The sequence below is a fragment of the Serratia sp. PGPR-27 genome (assembly GCF_022678525.1).
GTDB classification, from domain to species: Bacteria; Pseudomonadota; Gammaproteobacteria; order Enterobacterales; family Enterobacteriaceae; genus Serratia; species Serratia nematodiphila.
In genome coordinates this window covers 95,104-112,562 of record NZ_JALBYS010000003.1, presented here as the reverse complement: position 1 = coordinate 112,562, position 17,459 = coordinate 95,104, and the positions used below count along the sequence as shown (strand labels likewise).

General features: G+C 61.9%; 18 protein-coding genes. 14 read left to right on the top strand and 4 right to left on the bottom strand.

Annotation, left to right across the window (positions count from 1 at the left end):
- Positions 1-89: 89 nt before the first annotated feature.
- Together MMS95_RS02840 and MMS95_RS02835 are read left to right on the top strand one after the other, a co-directional pair.
- The gene (locus MMS95_RS02840) at positions 90-1,085 is read left to right on the top strand and encodes a DMT family transporter (protein WP_242141367.1); all 996 of its coding nucleotides are present in this window, start codon (positions 90-92) and stop codon (positions 1,083-1,085) included.
- A 156-nt stretch (positions 1,086-1,241) separates the two neighbouring features.
- Positions 1,242-1,871, top strand: coding sequence for a CatB-related O-acetyltransferase (locus MMS95_RS02835; protein ID WP_015378601.1), 630 nt, complete (start codon positions 1,242-1,244; stop codon positions 1,869-1,871).
- A gap of 34 nt (positions 1,872-1,905) precedes the next feature.
- Here the strand turns inward: MMS95_RS02835 and MMS95_RS02830 are convergent, their stop codons facing one another.
- The 3 genes from MMS95_RS02830 to MMS95_RS02820 are packed head-to-tail and all read right to left on the bottom strand — an operon-like array spanning position 1,906 to position 4,862.
- Complete coding sequence (locus tag MMS95_RS02830; RefSeq protein WP_015378600.1) at positions 1,906-3,423, bottom strand: tripartite tricarboxylate transporter permease; 1,518 nt, start codon at positions 3,421-3,423, stop codon at positions 1,906-1,908.
- A gap of 11 nt (positions 3,424-3,434) precedes the next feature.
- On the bottom strand, positions 3,435-3,866 hold the full coding sequence (locus MMS95_RS02825; protein WP_004936154.1) for a tripartite tricarboxylate transporter TctB family protein: 432 nt from the start codon (positions 3,864-3,866) through the stop codon (positions 3,435-3,437).
- Positions 3,867-3,881: 15 nt separating this feature from the next.
- On the bottom strand, positions 3,882-4,862 hold the full coding sequence (locus MMS95_RS02820) for a tripartite tricarboxylate transporter substrate binding protein (protein WP_015378599.1): 981 nt from the start codon (positions 4,860-4,862) through the stop codon (positions 3,882-3,884).
- Between the two features lie 360 nt (positions 4,863-5,222).
- Between MMS95_RS02820 and MMS95_RS02815 the strand changes: the two genes are divergently transcribed.
- From MMS95_RS02815 to MMS95_RS02805, 3 genes are all read left to right on the top strand, one after another.
- Positions 5,223-5,468, top strand: coding sequence for a hypothetical protein (locus tag MMS95_RS02815; RefSeq protein ID WP_021505572.1), 246 nt, complete (start codon positions 5,223-5,225; stop codon positions 5,466-5,468).
- Positions 5,469-5,635: 167 nt separating this feature from the next.
- Positions 5,636-6,310, top strand: coding sequence for a transcriptional regulator TctD (tctD, locus tag MMS95_RS02810; protein ID WP_004936146.1), 675 nt, complete (start codon positions 5,636-5,638; stop codon positions 6,308-6,310).
- Positions 6,297-7,715, top strand: coding sequence for a sensor histidine kinase (locus MMS95_RS02805; RefSeq protein WP_004936144.1), 1,419 nt, complete (start codon positions 6,297-6,299; stop codon positions 7,713-7,715). The genes tctD and MMS95_RS02805 overlap by 14 nt, the downstream gene beginning before the upstream one ends.
- On the opposite strand, the gene MMS95_RS02800 is transcribed toward MMS95_RS02805, so the two are convergent.
- Positions 7,712-8,632, bottom strand: coding sequence for a DMT family transporter (locus MMS95_RS02800; protein ID WP_004936141.1), 921 nt, complete (start codon positions 8,630-8,632; stop codon positions 7,712-7,714). The genes MMS95_RS02805 and MMS95_RS02800 overlap by 4 nt on opposite strands.
- Positions 8,633-8,749: 117 nt before the next feature.
- Between MMS95_RS02800 and MMS95_RS02795 the strand changes: the two genes are divergently transcribed.
- From MMS95_RS02795 to cvpA, 9 genes are all read left to right on the top strand, one after another.
- Positions 8,750-9,523 carry a helix-turn-helix transcriptional regulator gene (locus MMS95_RS02795; protein WP_015378596.1) on the top strand — a complete coding sequence of 258 codons (774 nt, stop codon included), beginning with the start codon at positions 8,750-8,752 and terminating at the stop codon, positions 9,521-9,523.
- A gap of 53 nt (positions 9,524-9,576) precedes the next feature.
- A complete protein-coding gene (gene pdxB, locus MMS95_RS02790) occupies positions 9,577-10,698 on the top strand; it encodes a 4-phosphoerythronate dehydrogenase PdxB (protein WP_021505571.1) in 1,122 nt (373 codons plus the stop codon).
- Between the two features lie 110 nt (positions 10,699-10,808).
- Positions 10,809-11,819, top strand: a complete 1,011-nt coding sequence (locus tag MMS95_RS02785) for an aspartate-semialdehyde dehydrogenase (protein ID WP_015378594.1) — start codon at positions 10,809-10,811, stop codon at positions 11,817-11,819.
- Positions 11,819-12,640, top strand: a complete 822-nt coding sequence (gene truA / locus MMS95_RS02780) for a tRNA pseudouridine(38-40) synthase TruA (protein WP_015378593.1) — start codon at positions 11,819-11,821, stop codon at positions 12,638-12,640. Before MMS95_RS02785 ends, truA begins: the two co-directional genes overlap by 1 nt.
- A gap of 78 nt (positions 12,641-12,718) precedes the next feature.
- On the top strand, positions 12,719-13,381 hold the full coding sequence (locus tag MMS95_RS02775) for a DedA family protein (protein WP_004936130.1): 663 nt from the start codon (positions 12,719-12,721) through the stop codon (positions 13,379-13,381).
- Positions 13,382-13,613: 232 nt separating this feature from the next.
- A complete protein-coding gene (gene accD / locus MMS95_RS02770) occupies positions 13,614-14,522 on the top strand; it encodes an acetyl-CoA carboxylase, carboxyltransferase subunit beta (protein WP_004936126.1) in 909 nt (302 codons plus the stop codon).
- Between the two features lie 190 nt (positions 14,523-14,712).
- Positions 14,713-15,978, top strand: a complete 1,266-nt coding sequence (gene folC / locus MMS95_RS02765; RefSeq protein ID WP_015378592.1) for a bifunctional tetrahydrofolate synthase/dihydrofolate synthase — start codon at positions 14,713-14,715, stop codon at positions 15,976-15,978.
- Complete coding sequence (dedD, locus tag MMS95_RS02760) at positions 15,979-16,716, top strand: cell division protein DedD (protein ID WP_015378591.1); 738 nt, start codon at positions 15,979-15,981, stop codon at positions 16,714-16,716.
- A gap of 234 nt (positions 16,717-16,950) precedes the next feature.
- Complete coding sequence (cvpA, locus tag MMS95_RS02755; protein WP_004936119.1) at positions 16,951-17,451, top strand: colicin V production protein; 501 nt, start codon at positions 16,951-16,953, stop codon at positions 17,449-17,451.
- Positions 17,452-17,459 lie beyond the last annotated feature (8 nt).

The following is a 17,459-nucleotide window of genomic DNA, read 5'->3' as shown; positions in this document are numbered from 1 at the left end:
ACAACGCTGAAAAGTGGCTATAGTGGGAAAAAATGGCCGCGTTACACTGTGCGCCTGAGCATTTATGTCGCCATTTTTCCGAGGATCTCATGTCATTACCGTCAGGCGTTTCCGCCCGGCCGGCGTTGCCCGGCGCGCGCCTCTTGCAGGGCAGCAGCCAGGGTTACGTCATCGCCATTATCAGCGCCATGCTGCTGGCCTTTACCGCCATCATCATCCGCGCGCTGACCGAGTACTATCAGCTGCCGACCTTCGTGCTGGCGTTCTGGCGCGCGGCGCTGGTGGCGCTGGTGCTGTTGCCGCTGCTGTTGCTGGTGAAACCGCAGTGGGCGCGTCTGCGCCGTGAGCAGGTGGTGTTCTACGCGCTTTACGGGCTGCTGCTGGCGCTGTTCAACAGCCTGTGGACGCTGTCGGTAGCGCTGAATGGCGCGTCGGTGGCGACCATACTGACCTACTGTTCGGTGGGCTTTACCGTGTTCCTCGGCTGGGTGATGTACAGCGAGCGCCTGACGCTGCGCCAACTGCTGGTGATCGCCATCAGCCTGGGCGGTTGCTTCCTGGTCAGCAACGGCGACAGCATGGGAAACAGCCACTTCGATCTGCTGGGGCTGCTGGTAGGGATGCTGTCGGGCATCGGCTATACCCTGTATACCCTCGGCGGGCGGGTGGCCAGCGAACGCGGCTATCCGGTGTGGAACACCATCCTGTACGTGTTCGGTTTTTCGGCGCTGTATCAGCTGGCGTTCAACGCGGCGCTGACGGCGTTCCCGTTGGCGGTGTTCCACGGCATGGCCGGCGATTTGTGGTTCCTGTCGCACGGCGCACAGGGCATCCAGTGGAGCGGCTGGCTGTTGCTGCTGGCATTGGCCGCCGGGCCGACGCTGTTGGGCTTTGGGCTGTATAACATCAGCCTGAAAACGCTGCCGCTGGCGGTGGCCAACCTGATCCTGTCGCTGGAACTGGTGTTCACCGCGGTGATCGCCTATTTCCTGCTGGGGGAAAGCATGAATCAGCTGCAGCTGCTGGGCAGCGCATTGGTGATGGGCGGGGTGCTGCTGTTGAAAAGCAAGACCGCCGAGGCGTGATCGGTTACCCTTGTGCCTCGCAAGGGAGGCACTAATGATGAATAACCCGAGATTGAAACGAGCGCTTATCGCTTGAATGGCCGTGTTGAGTGAACGACAACACGGCCACAGACATTCCGTTCCGTGGCTTTTATTCCGGTAACTAGAGAATACGCCATGTCCGAAAAACACTGGTCCCAAACCGAACTGCTGCATCAGACGGTGACCAACCCGAATATCATCGTCAAAGGCACCCACAGCTACTACAGCGACTGCTGGGATAACGGCTTCGAACGCTCGGTGGTGCGCTATCTGCACGGCGACGCGGTCAGCCGCCAATGGCAGCCGCTGGGCGAAATAGATCGCCTGCTGATCGGCGATTATGTGTGCATCGCGGCCGAAGCGGTGATCCTGATGGGCGGTAATCACACCCATCGCATCGACTGGCTGAGCCTGTACCCGTTTATGGCAACCATCAAGCAGGCATACCGTCCCAAAGGTGATACCCGGCTGGGTGACGGCTGCTGGATCGGCATGCGGGCGATGCTGATGCCGGGGATCTCGATAGGTGAGGGGGCGATCGTCGCCGCCGGTAGCGTGGTGGCCGGCGATGTTGCGCCTTATGCCATCGTCGGTGGTAACCCGGCGAGGTTTATCCGTTGGCGGTTCGCGCCGGAAGTCATCGCACGGTTGCTTGCCTTGCGCCTCTATGACTTGTCCGAGGTGGACTTTGCGGTGATTCAGCCGTTGCTTGCCGATAACGATATCGGGGCGCTGGAAAGGGGAATGGCGGCCTTGCGCCGTTAAACACTACGGGCGGGGGATCCCCGCCCGTTTCGCGTTATTCGGCCTTGGCCTCGGCCGTCGGTTGGCGGCGTTTGCGCATCAGGCGCAGCAGCGGCGGCAACGCCAGCACCGCGACCGCCAATACCAGCAGCGTTTGCGCGATGCTGCTGCTCCACAGAATGCCGAACTCGCCGTTGCTGATCGACAGCGCGCGGCGCAGGTTTTGTTCCAGCATCTCACCCAGCACAAAGCCCAGAATCAGCGGCGACATCGGGAAATGCATTTTGCGCAGAATGTAGCCGAACACCCCCAATCCGACCATCAGCAGCAGGTCGAAGGTGGTGCTGTGCACCGCATAAACCCCCACCGCCGAAACCGCGGCGATCGCCGGTACCAGGAACCACAACGGGATGGTCAGCATGCGGGTGAACAGACCGACCAGCGGCAGGTTCATGATCAACAAAATGACGTTGGCGATCAGCAGCGCGGCGATCAGCCCCCAGACGATATCCGGCTGTTCGGTGAACATCGCCGGGCCGGGGGTGATGTTGTACAGCGTCAACGCGCCCATCATCACCGCCGTGGTGCCGGAGCCCGGCACCCCCAGCGTCAGCATCGGAATGAACGAACCGCAGGCCGAGGCGTTGTTGGCCGCTTCCGGCGCTGCGACGCCGCGGATATCGCCTTTACCGAAGGTGTCGCTGTTGCCGCTGATTTTCTTCTCGGTCATGTAGGTCAGCGCGCTGGCGATAGTGGCGCCGGCGCCCGGCAGAATGCCGACGAAGAAACCGATCACCGACGAACGCAGGGTCGGGCCTGCGCACTGCGCCGCCTCTTTGCGGTTGAACAGCAGCCGGCCGGTTTTACGCACCAGCTTCTGGCCGGCGCTGGTGCTCTCCAGCATCAACAGGATTTCGCTGACCGAGAACAGGCCGATCACTACCACGATGAACTGCACGCCGTCGGAGAGGTGCACGCTGTCGAAGGTAAAGCGGTAAACGCCGGTGTTGGCGTCGACGCCCACCGTTGCCAGCCCCAGGCCGATCAGCGCCGCCAGCAGCGATTTCAGTGGGTTCTGGCTCATCATGCTGCCGAGGCAGGCGATGGCGAACACCATCAGGGCGAAATACTCCGCCGGGCCAAAGGCCAGCGACCAGCGGGCCAGCAGCGGCGCGAACAGAATGATGCCGCCGATGGCGATCATCGAGCCGACGAACGAGCTGACCGCCGAGATGGACAGCGCCACGCCGGCGCGCCCCTGCTGCGCCATTGGGTAGCCGTCCAGCGCGGTCATGATCGCCGCCGCGTCGCCCGGCACGTTGAGCAGAATCGACGAGATGCGCCCGCCGTATTCGCAGCCGATATACACCGTCGCCAGCAGGATCAGCGCCGATTCGGCCGGCAGTTTGAGGGCGAACGCCAGCGGCAGCAGGATCGCCACGCCGTTGATCGGCCCCAGCCCCGGCAACAGGCCGACGATGGTGCCGACGAAGCAGCCGATCAGGGCGATAATCAGGTTCTGCGGCACCAGCGCCACTTCAAACCCTTGGGTCAAATACATCCAGGTATCCATCATCGCTCCCGTTAGCTCAGCCAGGCGCCGAGCGGCAGTGTGACATCGAGAAGTTGGTCAAAGGCGTAGTACAACGCTGCGCCCATGATGACGCCGGAGATGGCCGCCGCCGGCAGGCTGGCCTGAAACAACAGGCCGATGCTGAACGTCAGCAGCGCGGTCGCCAGCGGGAAGCCGAGCCATTCAAAGCCCCAGGCATACAGCACCAGGGTGATCACCAGCACCAGCAGCCGCTGCAACACCTTGCTGTGCGGCCACTCCACCGCCTGCGGGTGGCGCAGCAACAGCAGGGCCGCGCACAGCGCCATCAGGCTGAGGATCGCCAGCGGGAACGGGCGCGGCCCCAGCGGTTCATAGCTGTATTCGCTCTGGATGCCCCAGCCGATGAACAGCCCGCCGATACACAGCAGCAGCCAAAAACCGGCAAAAATACGATCGCTCATGGTTTTCCCCTGCGGTTATTTGGCCAGGCCGAACACTTTCGCCTGCTCACGGTATTGGGCAACCTGGTTCTTCACGTAGGCGTCCAGCTCTTTGCCGGTCAGGTTGAATTCGAACAGGCCGCGCAGATCGCGCTGCTGTTTGAATTCGTCGGTCGCCATCATTTTCTGGAAGGTGTCGATCCACCACTGATACTCTTCATCGCTGACTTTCGGCCCGACGTAGAAGCCGCGAATGATCGGCCACACCAGGCTGTATCCCTGCTCTTTGGCGGTGGGAATATCGGCCAGCTGGCCCGGCAGACGTTGCTCGGCATACACCGCCAGCACGCGGATCTTGTCGCCCTGCAGGTAAGGCACCATCTCGCTCAGGTCACCGGAAACCGCCTGAATATGGTTGCCCAGCAGCGCGGTGACCGGCTCGCCGCCGCCTTCGAACGCCACGTAGCGCATCTTGCGCGGATCCACGCCGACTTCGCGCGCCAGCAGCGCGGTTTTCATCCAGTCCTGGCTGCCGATGGAGGCGCCGGCGCCGAACACCACGCTGTTGGGATCTTTTTGGAAAGCGTCCATCAGGTCTTTCAGGGTTTTGTAAGGCGAGTCGGCGCGCACTGCGATCATGCCGTAGTCGGTGCCGACCGCCGCCAGCCATCTCACGTCGTCCACGTTGTAGCGGCCGAACTTGCCCTGGGCCAGATTGAGCAGCGAGCCGCCGGAGAAGGCCACCACGGTGCCGAACTCCGCCGGGCGTTGTGCGACGATGGCGTTGTAGGCCACCGCGCCGACGCCGCCGGGCATATAGGTGACGCGCATCGGTTTATCGATGGCCTTGGTATCCTGCAGCGACACCTGAATCAGTTTGCAGGTCAGATCGAAGCCGCCGCCGGGTTTGGCCGGCGCAATGCATTCGGTGCGTTTGGGCGCCTCTGCGGCGAAGGACTGAGAGGCCGCCAGCAACAGGGCGGCGGCGGTAAAGGTTCGGGTCATTATTTTTTTCATTGTGACTTGCCCTCGGTATTGTTCTGGTTGTGAAATCCCGCCGGGTGCGGTTGCAGGATTGTTAAAACAACAACCTTTCATTTACCTTTCAGTGGCCGGAAAAGTTTCCAGTCTGTGATTAGGGTCTCTTGTCGCCAGCGAATGGCGGGTGCGCTACCATAGAAACGAGGGCAAGAACAGGGCGCTAAACCGGCCAAAATCCTGCGTAATATCAGGTTTGTCGTTCTGCTTTTGCGATAAAATCATGATCAGTGAAATGAATAGAGACGCAGTAATATGTTTTCGTTAGGGAAATTGTTTGGTGGCAGGGACAGCGCCAAAGTATGCGCAATTAAACGGTTGCCTGAGGTCTACGCCGAGATGGCGGGAGAAAGCGGGCAGTGTCGTTTGAAGCGCCTGCGCCCCGAGGTTGGCGTGTTTGAGCTGCATTTCGTCAACGCCGACGGTGAAAAGTATGCCTGTCAGATGACCGCCTGCGTGACCGGCATCGATCTGGTGTTTGCCGCCAACAACCGCTCCGTGCTGGTTTCTTCGCCGTTTACCGCCGACAAGCTGCGCCCGGTGCTGGACATTGCCGTTGCCGATAGCCCCATTCCGCTGATCTGACGCCGCCCTGCGATCGCGCTCCATACGCATAATTGTGTGCCAGCTCCCAAAACTGGCGGCGCGGCGCTCTTTTATCCCCTTATTTTCCATGCCATCCTTTGTTATCAGCCTGTTAACGGATGCCGTGTCGGCGCCAGGTTGTTCAGGTAAATCAATGGAATGGGAACATGCGACTGTTATTGGTTGAAGATCACCCCGAGCTGTCTCACTGGTTGCAAAAGGCGCTGACCGGCGCCGGGTTTGCCGTCGACGTCGCCCCGGACGGCGTGGCGGCCGATCATCTGTTGCTCAACGAGCGTTATGCGCTGGCGGTGTTGGATGTGGCGTTGCCGCGTTTGAACGGCCTGGATTTGCTGGCGCGCCTGCGCAAGCGCGGGCAGGATCTGCCGGTGCTGTTGCTGACGGCGCGCACCGACGTGGCCGATCGGGTAAGGGGCCTGAATCTGGGGGCAGACGATTACCTCACCAAGCCGTTCGAATTGGACGAGCTGGAGGCGCGTATTCGGGCGCTGCTGCGCCGCAGCGTCGGCGCCCCGCAGCCGGCGTTGCAGTACGGCGCGTTGACCTACCATGACGAAGGCTATTTTCTGCTGGAGAGCAAGCCGCTGGCGCTGACGCCGCGCGAACTGGCGGTGTTGACCGCGCTGATGCATCGGCGCGGCCGCCCGGTGGCCAAGCAGCAGCTGTTCGAGCAGGTGTTTACGCTGTCCGACGAGGCCAATCCGGAGAGCATCGAGCTTTACGTACACCGCCTGCGGAAAAAGCTGCAGGGCAGCGACGTGGCGATCGTCACGCTGCGCGGTCTGGGCTACAGCCTGGAGCTCTGCAATGCGGTGGTTTAACGCCCCGCGTTCGCTGTTCTATCAACTGCTGCTGTTTTTTGGCCTGCCGCTGCTGGCGCTGGGCGGCATCTCTATCTACACCCACTACTTCAGCGCCATGAGCGCCGCCACTCTGGCTTACGATCGCACGCTGCTGGCGTCGGCGCGCACCGTGGCGGAGCGACTGGTGGTGCGCGAAGGCAAGTTGGCAGTCGATGTGCCCTATGTGGTGCTCGACAGCTTCGAGCGCAACATGAACGATCAACTGTATTACGAGGTGATTTCGCCGCAGGGAAAAAGCATCTCGGGCTATGACGATTTGCCGTCGCTGCCGCCCCATATCCCGCGTTCCACGCTCTACCCGGCGCTGGTGCATTTTTACGATGCGGAATATCTCGGCCGGCCGATCCGCGTGGCGGCGCTGTTTCAGCCGGTCAACGAGTCGGGGGTGAGCGGCATGGCGACCATTTTGGTGGCGGAAACCCTGGAGTCGCGCCGTTACCTGGCGCGGCAGATGATGATCGCGGCGCTGCTGAGTCAGGGCACGGTGGTGGTGTTGACCCTGATCCTGGCGTTCGCGCTGCTCAAGCGGGTGTTGAAGCCGATGCGTAAACTCTCCGGCATCATGCTGCGGCGCGATCCGGGCGAGCTGACGCCCTTGCCGCGGGTATTGCCGTGGTCGGAGATGCAGCCGCTGCTGGTGGCGTTCAATCGCTATATCGAACGGCTGCGGCTGATGGTGGCGCGTCAGGAACGTTTCAGCGCCGACGCTTCCCACCAGCTGCGCACGCCGCTGGCGGTGTTGAAGACTCAGGTCGGGGTGGCGCTGGCCAGCGATCGGCCGCAGCAGTGGCGCGAAAGCCTGCAGGCGATGAGCGCGACGCTGGACAATACCGTGGCACTGACCGACCGCCTGCTGTATCTCTCACGCCTGAAGGCCAGCGAGCACCAGGCCGAGCGCAAGCTGCAGCCGGTCAACCTGGCGCAGGTGCTGCGCGACGCCTGTTTTTCCCGCTTGCCGCAGGCGCGCAGCAAACAGATCGATCTCGGCTTCGAAGGTGAAGCGGCGTGTCAGGTGGCGGGGGAACCGCTGCTGTTGGCCGAGCTGTGCGCCAACCTGTTGGACAACGCGTTGAAATACACACCGCGTCAGGGCGTGGTCACCGCTCGCCTCACGCAGGAGAAGGCGACGGGGGAAGGCGTGCTGGAGATTGAAGACAGCGGCCCCGGCATCGCCTTGCAGGACAAGGCGCTGGCGCTGCAGCCATTTCACCGGCTGGACAACGTGGGCGATCAGCCGGGCGCCGGCCTGGGGCTGGCGCTGGTGAAGGACATCACCGCCTATCACGGCACCCGCCCGGAGCTGTTGAGCTCCGCCGCGCTGGGCGGTCTGTTGGTGCGGGTGCGTTTCAGGCTGTTGCCTTAAGCCTGTTCTTTGCAGGACTCGACGTCGGCCGCCGGGGCTTTGGCTTTACGCGTCAGCGGCGTGCGCAGCCGCTGCGACAGGATAACGCCCAGCAGGGTAATGCCGCCGCCGATCAGGTGATAACCGTGCAACTGCTCATGCAGGAACAGCACGGCGATAGCGGCGGTAAACACCGGCGCCAGGTTCATGAAGATCGAGGCGGTGTTGGCGCCCAGGCGCATCACGCCCTGGATCCACAGGAACGGGGCGATGATCGAAGCCGGAATGCCGGCGAACAGCACCAGCGGCAGGTTATGGCCGTTCAAGCCGACATCCTGCGCCATCAGGAAATTAGGCAGCAGCAGCAGCACGCCGAACAGGATCTGCACGTACAGCGATTGCCAGTTCGGCAGCGCGATGGCCCAGCGTTTGGTCAACACGCCATACAGCGCGTAAGAGGCGGTGGCGAGCAGCATCATCAATTCCCCCTTGCCGATACCGTGCTGCAGCAGCACGCCGGGCTGGCCGCCGCTGACCAGCCAGATCAAACCGCCGAAGGAGAGAATACTGCCGAGCAGCACGCCGACGGTCGGCGCAATGCGCAGCAGGACGATGCTGATCAGGATGGTCAGCAGCGGGATCAGCGACACGATGATGCCCATAAACAGCGCGCTGACGCTGTGCGCCGCGTAATAGGCCAGGCTTTGATACAGCACCATGCCCAGCAAGCCGAGGATCATTAGTTTCCACCAGTTGGCGCGCACCTGCGCCCAATTGCGCAGCACGCCCGGCAGCACGAACGGCGTCAGGGCGATCAGCGCCAGCAGCCAGCGGTAAAGTGAAATGGCCGCCGGATCGATGGCGGTGGCGGAGAGTTTGCTGACAACGGCGTTAATCGACCATATCAGCACGGCCAACAGTGGGAAGAGCATATTCATGATAATTATTCTCAATAACGTCCAACATGCTGGCTAGTCTACGCGTGTCCGGTTTATCATATATAGCGATATCCAGACAAAAATCGGCGTAAACAAGACAAATCACGGGACGAAACCATGCCAGAAATCCGCCATTTCCCTGAGTCGCTGATCCCGGCGCCCAACCCGGTGCAGTTCCGCTGTGAAGAGTTTAACGCGCGCACCGAATTCCAGCCGCACAGCCACACCTGGGGCCAGTTGATGTGGGTCAAAGCCGGGGTGATGGTGCTGCGCATCGGCGGGCAGCGCTTTCTGGCGCCGCCGGAGTTCGTGTTGTGGGCGCCGGCGGGCATCGAACACTCCTGCTACAACCAGCGACTGGCGCAGTGCCGCATGGTGGACATTACGCCGGCGCTGTGCGCCGGCATGCCGGCCGACCCCTGTCTGGTGAGCGTAACGCCCATCTTCCGTGCCATCGCCGAGGATTTCTATGCGCGCAAGCAGTACATTCCGCAGGCGGAGGAGGATTTGCGCCTCTGTCAGGTGCTGATCGACCAGCTGCGCCTGTCGCCGCGTCAGCAAACCTATCTGCCGTCGTCGGACGACAAATTTTTGGCGCCGGTGCTGGAAGCGCTGGAGCATTGCCCGGCGGACAACACCTCGCTGGCAACGTGGGCGGCGCGGGTCTACACCACCGAGCGCACGCTGTCGCGCCGCTGCCAGCAGGATCTGGGCATGTCGTTCAGCGAGTGGCGCCAGCGCCTGCGTTTTCTGCATGCCGTGTCGTTGCTCGAGCAGGGCAAAACCGTGCAGGACGTGGCGTTGGACGTCGGCTACAGCTCCGCGTCGGCCTTTATCGTCATGTTCCAGCAGATCGCCGGCACCACCCCTGAGCGCTTTCGCCGTGCCTGATTCAGTGGCACACTATTTCGCAGACCAATAGCCGTAAACCGTCGGAGAACGCAGTGAAAATTCTGGTTGATGAAAATATGCCGTACGCGGCCGAGCTGTTCAGCCGCCTGGGCGACGTGCAGGCGGTGCCGGGGCGTCCGATCCCGCTTGAGGCGCTGGCGGATGCCGACGCGCTGATGGTGCGTTCGGTCACCAAGGTCAATGAAGCCCTGTTGGCCGGCAGCCGCATCGGCTTTGTCGGCACCGCCACCGCCGGCACCGATCACGTCGATGACGCCTGGCTGCAACGGCAGGGCATCGGGTTTTCCGCCGCGCCGGGCTGCAACGCCATCGCGGTGGTCGAGTATGTGTTCTCCGCCTTGATGCTGCTGGCCGAACGCGACGGCTTCCACCTGCGGGATAAAACCGTCGGCATCGTCGGCGTGGGCAACGTCGGTTCCCGCCTGGACGCGCGCCTCAAAGCGTTGGGCGTGCGCACGCTGCTGTGCGATCCGCCGCGCGCCGATCGCGGCGACGCCGGGGAGTTCTGGCCGTTGGAGAAGCTGGTGGCCGAGGCCGATGTGCTGACCTTCCATACGCCGCTGAATAAATCCGGCCCTTACCATTCGCTGCATCTGGCGGATGCCGACCTGCTGGCGGCGCTGCCGGACAACCGCATTCTGATCAACGCCTGCCGCGGGCCGGTGGTGGATAACGCCGCGCTGCTGCAGGCGCTGGAAAAGGGCAAAAAGCTGAGCACGGTGCTGGACGTGTGGGAACCGGAGCCGGACCTCGCCTTGCCGCTGCTGGCGCGGGTGGATATCGGCACCGCGCATATCGCCGGGTATACGCTGGAAGGCAAGGCGCGCGGCACCACCCAGGTGTTCGAAGCGTTCAGCCGCCATCTGGGGCAGCCGCAGCAGGTGGCGCTGGCCTCGCTGCTGCCGGTGCCGGAGTTCAGCCAGATCCGCCTCAACGGGCCGCTGGATGAAGCGCGGTTAAAACGATTGATGCACTTGGTGTATGATGTGCGCCGCGATGATGCGCCATTGCGCAAAGTCGCCGGGCAACCGGGCGAATTCGATCGCCTGCGCAAGCACTACCAGGAGCGCCGCGAGTGGTCTTCGCTGGCCGTGCAATGCGATGACAGCGCCAGCGCCGAGCTGCTCGGCAAGCTGGGCTTCAGCGTGGCGTAGGGCGTAAGGTTGTCTTAAGCCAACGCCGCTACAGTGAGCGGTAAAGATTATCGGGCGGTGATTGCACTGCCCGTGTGCTTTTATGAATGAAATACTCTGGAGAAAACCCGATGTCTGACGGCTGGAATATCGCGCTGCTCGGCGCCACTGGCGCGGTAGGTGAAGCGTTGCTGGAATTGTTGCAGGAACGCCAGTTCCCGGTGGGTGAGCTCTATCCTCTGGCAAGCGAACGCAGCGCGGGCGCCAATGTGCGCTTCAACGGCAAGTCTCTTCTGGTGCAAAATGCCGAAGAGTTCGACTGGTCGCAGGCGCAGCTGGCCTTCTTCGTCGCCGGCAGCGACGCTTCCGCGCGCTATGCCGAAGAAGCCGGCAACATGGGCTGCCTGGTGATCGACACCAGCGGCCTGTTCGCCATGGAGCCGGATGTGCCGCTGGTGGTGCCGGGCGTGAACCCGCAGGTGCTGGCGGATTACCGTAACCGCAATATCGTGGCGGTGGCCGACAGCATGGTCAGCCAACTGCTGACGGCGATCAAACCGCTGACCGAACAGGCGGGGCTGTCGCGTCTGCACGTCACCACGCTGATGTCGGTATCGTCGCGCGGCAAGGTGGCGGTGGACGATCTGGCCGGCCAGAGCGCGCGCCTGCTGAACGGCATTCCGGCCGAGGAAGGCGTTTTCGGTAAACAGCTGGCGTTCAACCTGCTGCCGCTTGTCGCCGACGAGCAGGGCAGCGTGCGCGAAGAGCGCCTGATCGTCGATCAGGTGCGCAAGGTGCTGCAGGATGAAGGGCTGCCGATTTCGGTGAGCTGCGTTCAGTCGCCGGTGTTTTATGGTCACGCGCAGGTGGTGCACCTGGAAGCGCTGCGCCCGCTGTCCGCCGAAGAGGCGCGCAGCGAGCTCGAAGAGGTCGAAGATATTCAGCTGAGCGAAGAGGACGATTACCCGACCCAGGTCACCGACGCTTCCGGCAGCGATGCGCTCAGCATCGGCTGCCTGCGTAACGATTACGGCATCCCCGAGCTGCTGCAGTTCTGGACGGTGGCGGACAACGTGCGCTTCGGCGGCGCGTTGATGGCTGTCGAAACCGCCGAGCGTCTGGTGCAGGAGCAGATGTACTGATGTCTGAGGTGGTCTCGCCCGCTCAGCCGACGCTGAAGGTAGCGCTGGGCATCGAATATGACGGCAGCCGTTATTACGGCTGGCAGCGGCAGCAAGAAGTGGCCAGCGTGCAGGAACGCCTGGAGCAGGCGTTGAGCAAGGTGGCGGATGCACCGATTACCGTGCTGTGCGCCGGGCGTACCGACGCCGGGGTGCACGCCACCGGGCAGGTGGTGCACTTCGAAACCACTGCGCGCCGCAAGGACGCCGCCTGGACGATGGGGGTGAATACCCATTTGCCGCCGGATATTGCGGTGCGTTGGGTGAGCCCCGTTGCCGACGATTTTCACGCGCGTTTCAGCGCCACCGCGCGCCGCTACCGCTATATCATTTTCAACCATCGCTACCGGCCGGCGGTGCTGCAGCAGGGGGTAACGCATTTTTATCACCCGCTGGACGCCGATCGCATGCATCGGGCGGCGCAGGCGCTGCTGGGCGAGAACGATTTCACGTCGTTCCGCGCGGTGCAATGCCAGTCGCGCACCCCGTGGCGCTGCGTAAAACACGTTAAGGTTACGCGCTACGGCGAATATATTGTGGTAGATATCAAGGCGAATGCCTTCGTGCATCACATGGTTCGCAACATCGTCGGCAGCCTGATGGAGATCGGCTGCGGCAATCAGGATGAGAACTGGATGGCCGAGTTGCTGGCGCTGAAGGATCGCAATCTGGCGGCGGCGACGGCGCGAGCCGAGGGGCTGTATCTGGTTGCCGTGGATTACCCTGACCACTTTGGTCTGCCGCGGCCGCCGATGGGGCCGCTGTTTTTGCCCGACGATTAAACGCCGGCACGCCTGAAAGCGTCGCTCCCTTGTGCTTCTGCCGGGTGATTGAAACGCCCGGCATCAATGAGAGAATTTATGGACATCATCAAGTTTATTATTGATTTCATTCTGCATATTGATGTGCACCTGGCCGAACTGGTCGCACAATACGGCATGTGGGTCTACGCTATTCTGTTCCTGATCCTGTTTTGTGAAACCGGTCTGGTGGTGACGCCGTTCCTGCCGGGGGATTCTTTGCTGTTCGTCGCCGGCGCGCTGGCGGCGTTGCCGACCAACGATCTGAACGTGCACACCATGGTGGCGTTGATGGCCGTGGCGGCGATCATCGGCGATGCGGTGAACTACACTATCGGGCGGTTGTTCGGCGAGAAGCTGTTCAGCAACCCGAATTCGAAAATCTTCCGCCGCAGCTACCTGGATAAAACGCATCAGTTTTATGAGAAGCACGGCGGGAAAACGATTATTCTGGCGCGATTCGTGCCGATCGTGCGTACTTTTGCGCCGTTCGTCGCCGGTATGGGGCATATGTCCTATCGCCACTTCGCCGCCTACAACGTGATTGGCGCACTGGTTTGGGTGCTGCTCTTCACTTATGCTGGCTACCTGTTCGGCGATCTGCCGGTGGTGCAGGAGAACCTGAAACTGTTGATCGTCGGGATCATCATCGTTTCGATTCTGCCGGGGGTGATTGAAATTTGGCGCCACAAGCGCGCGGCCGCCCGCCAGCAAAAACAGTAAAAACATCGCTTAACCTGTCGGTTCGACCAGTTTTTTGTCCACAGCGTCGGGCCGATATGGTTTAATGAGCGACATTATGGTCTGTTCCTGCGAACAACCCTGAAGCCGATGCCTCAGTCGCCGCGCTTGCCGCGCCGCGAACGGGCATTTTTTCATTGGGGTGTTTTCGGGGGGATTGTTAAAGCATGAACAGCGGACTGGCGTGTGCCAGGTTCAAACAGAAAGGTCATCGATGAGCTGGATTGAACGAATTCTTAACAAGAGCAATATCACACAAACCCGTAAGGCGAGCATTCCTGAAGGGGTCTGGACTAAATGCGACAGCTGCGGCCAGGTTCTCTACCGCGCCGAGCTGGAGCGTAATCTGGAAGTGTGTCCGAAGTGCGACCACCACATGCGTATGGGTGCGCGCGCGCGTCTGCATACCCTGCTGGACGAAGGCAGCGAAGTGGAGCTGGGCAGCGATCTGGAGCCGAAGGACGTTCTGAAATTCAAGGATTCCAAGCGCTATAAAGATCGTCTGGTCGCCGCACAGAAAGCGACCGGCGAGAAAGACGCGCTGGTGGTGATGAAGGGCACGCTGTACGGTATGCCGATCGTCGCCGCGTCCTTCGAATTCGCCTTCATCGGCGGCTCGATGTCTTCCGTGGTCGGCGCGCGTTTCGTGCGTGCGGTTGAGCAGGCGCTGGAGGACAACTGTCCGCTGGTGTGCTTCTCCGCCAGCGGCGGCGCGCGTATGCAGGAAGCGCTGATGTCGCTGATGCAGATGGCGAAAACCAGCGCGGCGTTGGCCAAAATGCAGGAGCGCGGCTTGCCGTATATCTCCGTGCTGACCGACCCGACCATGGGCGGTGTCTCCGCCAGCCTGGCGATGCTGGGCGATATCAACATCGCCGAGCCGAAAGCGCTGATCGGTTTTGCCGGCCCGCGCGTTATCGAGCAAACCGTGCGCGAGAAACTGCCACCAGGCTTCCAGCGCAGCGAGTTCCTGATCGAAAAAGGCGCGATCGACATGATCGTTCGCCGTCCGGAAATGCGCCAAACGTTGGCGAGCATTCTGTCCAAGCTGACCAACCAGCCGCAGCCGCATTTCGATGAGGCCGCGCCGGTCATTGAGCCGGAGCAGCAGGCCGACGCCTGAGGCAAAGACAGATCCCGCCCGGGTTCAGCCGCCACTTTGTGGCTAAGTGACGGCTGATGCCCGCTCTCCGCCGGCCGTAGCCTATCCGCTGCGGTTGGCAGGCTGGCGGCAGTCACGAAGCGCATCGCCTTTACCGCGGTGAGGGTGGTGCCCTGATGGATTAATGAACCCAAGTTCAGTGATGGGACTCATGCAAAACCACCAAATTCCCCAAGCCACGTCGCCATTGAGCTCGTGGCTTTATTATCTGGAACGTCTGCACAGCCAGGCGATCGAACTCGGCCTTGAGCGCGTACAGCGCGTCGCGGCGCATCTGGATTTACTGACCCCCGCACCCACGGTGTTCACCGTTGCCGGCACCAACGGCAAAGGCACCACCTGTCGCACCCTTGAAGCGATTCTGCTGGCCGCCGGCCTGCGCGTCGGCGTCTACAGTTCGCCGCATCTGGTACGCTATACCGAACGCGTGCGCATTCAGGGGGAAGAGCTGAGCGAAGCGGAGCACAGCCGCTCGTTCGCCGCCATTGAAGCCGGCCGCGGCGAAACGTCGCTGACCTATTTCGAATTCGGCACCCTGTCGGCGCTGCAGCTGTTCAAACAGGCGCGGCTCGACGTGGTGATCCTGGAAGTGGGCCTGGGCGGGCGCCTCGACGCCACCAACATCGTCGATCCGAGCGTGGCGGTGATCACCAGCATTGCGCTCGATCACACCGACTGGCTGGGTAACGATCGCGAAAGCATCGGCCGTGAAAAGGCCGGCATTTTCCGCAGCGGCAAACCGGCGGTGGTCGGTGAACCCGACATGCCGGACAGCATTCGTCAGGTTGCCGAAACGCTGGGCGCACCGCTGTCTCGCCGCGGCGAAGCCTGGCGCTTCAGCGAGCAGGGCGATCGCTGGCAGTGGCAGGGCGGCGACACGCTGCTGACCGATCTGCCGACGCCGAACGTACCGCTGGCCAACGCCGCTACCGCGCTGGCGGCGCTCAACTGTTCTCCACTGGAAATCGACGAACGCGCGATTTTCACCGGGCTGCAGCAGGCGACGCTGCCGGGGCGCTTCCAGATCGTGCGGCGTGAGCCGACGCTGATCCTCGATGTGGCGCACAATCCGCACGCCGCCGGCTATCTCGCCGGGCGTCTGGCCAAACTGCCGCGCAACGGCGGCAAGGTGCGCGCGGTGGTGGGCATGCTGTCGGACAAGGATATCGCCGGCACGCTGGCCTGCCTCAGCGAGCAGGTGGATGAATGGTACTGCGCGCCGCTCGACGGGCCGCGCGGCGCCAGCGTCGAACAGCTGGCGCAACATCTGGCGGAACCGCGCCGCTTTAATGATGTCGAAACTGCCTGGCGGCAGGCTATGCAGGATGCTGATAAACAGGATATTGTAATCGTCTGTGGATCGTTCCACACCGTGGCGCAGGTGATGGCGGCGTCAGACGAGATGCGGGGAGTGTGAGTGGCGAGTAAATTTCAGAACCGACTGGTCGGAACCGTGATTCTGGTGGCGCTGGGGGTGATCATCCTGCCAGGGTTGCTGGACGGTAAAAAGAAGCATTACGAGGATGAATTCGCGGCCATTCCTTTGGTGCCGAAGGCGGGCGACGTCGAAGAGAACGACGTGCTGCCACCGGTGACGCAACCGTTGCCGGCGCAGCCGCCGGAAGGGGCGGGCGCGCTGGTCGAACAGCAGGCGGCCAATGAAGCGGCGGCGCAACAGGCGGTGCGGCAAGGTGCTCAGCAGCCGGCGCAGGTGGCGCCGCCGCCGGTCGAAACGCGTCCTCAGCCGGTGCCGCAGCCCAAGCCGAAACCGGTAGAAACCAAACCGGTGGAAGTGAAACCGAAACCGGCGCCGCAACCGAAACCGGTGGAAGTGAAGCCGGTACCGAAGCCGGAGCCGACGCCGAAACCTGAACCGACGCCGCAGCCGAAACCGGCGGAAGAAAAAGCGCCGGCCGGGCAAGCCTACGTCGTGCAGCTCGGGGCGTTGAAAAATGCCGCCAAGGCGAACGAGATTGTCGCCTCGCTGCGCCTCTCGGGCTATCGCGCCTTTACCGTGCCGTCAACGCCGGTGCAGGGGCAGATCACCCGCATCTACGTCGGCCCGGATGCCTCCAAGCAGAAGCTGCAGGCGGCGCTGCCGTCGCTGAACTCGATCAGCGGGCTGAGCGGGCAGGTGAAGCCGTACGGCCGTTAAACCCCGCAGGGGCGCAGCACGATGCGCCCCTGAATTAAGGAGTGGTGGAGAGAAAGCGAGAAAAACCGCGCCTTTTACAGGCGAAATCACCTATGTAGGCGCGGCGATTGGGAATTTTTTGATCGCCGCTTTTTATTTGTAACGTGGTAGGAAATCCCCTACGCAAACGTTTTCTTTTTCTGTTAGAATTCGCCGCGAATTGGATGCAGGGGCGATTCATCATTGGAATAGTTCATGGTCTGGATTGATTACGTCATTATAGCGGTGATTGGATTTTCGGCTCTGGTGAGCCTGATCCGAGGGTTTGTTCGCGAAGCATTGTCACTTGTGACATGGGGATGTGCGTTTTTTGTTGCCAGCCATTTCTACTCTTACCTTGCGGTCTATTTCACTCGTTTTGAAGATGAACTGGTGCGAAACGGCATCGCGATCGCGATTTTGTTCATCGCGACCCTGATCGTAGGGGCTATTGTTAACTATGTGATTAGCTCACTGGTAGAGAAAACCGGGCTGTCGGGCACCGACCGGGTGTTGGGCATCTGCTTCGGCGCGCTGCGCGGAGTATTGATCGTCGCAGCGATCCTGTTCTTCCTGGATACCTTTACCGGCTTTTCACAGAGTGCCGACTGGAAACAGTCGCAGCTCATTCCCCAGTTCAGTTACGTCATCAGGTGGTTCTTTGACTACCTGCAGAGCACGTCGAGTTTCTTGCCGACCCAATTGCCGGGGCGGTAGCGCTGATG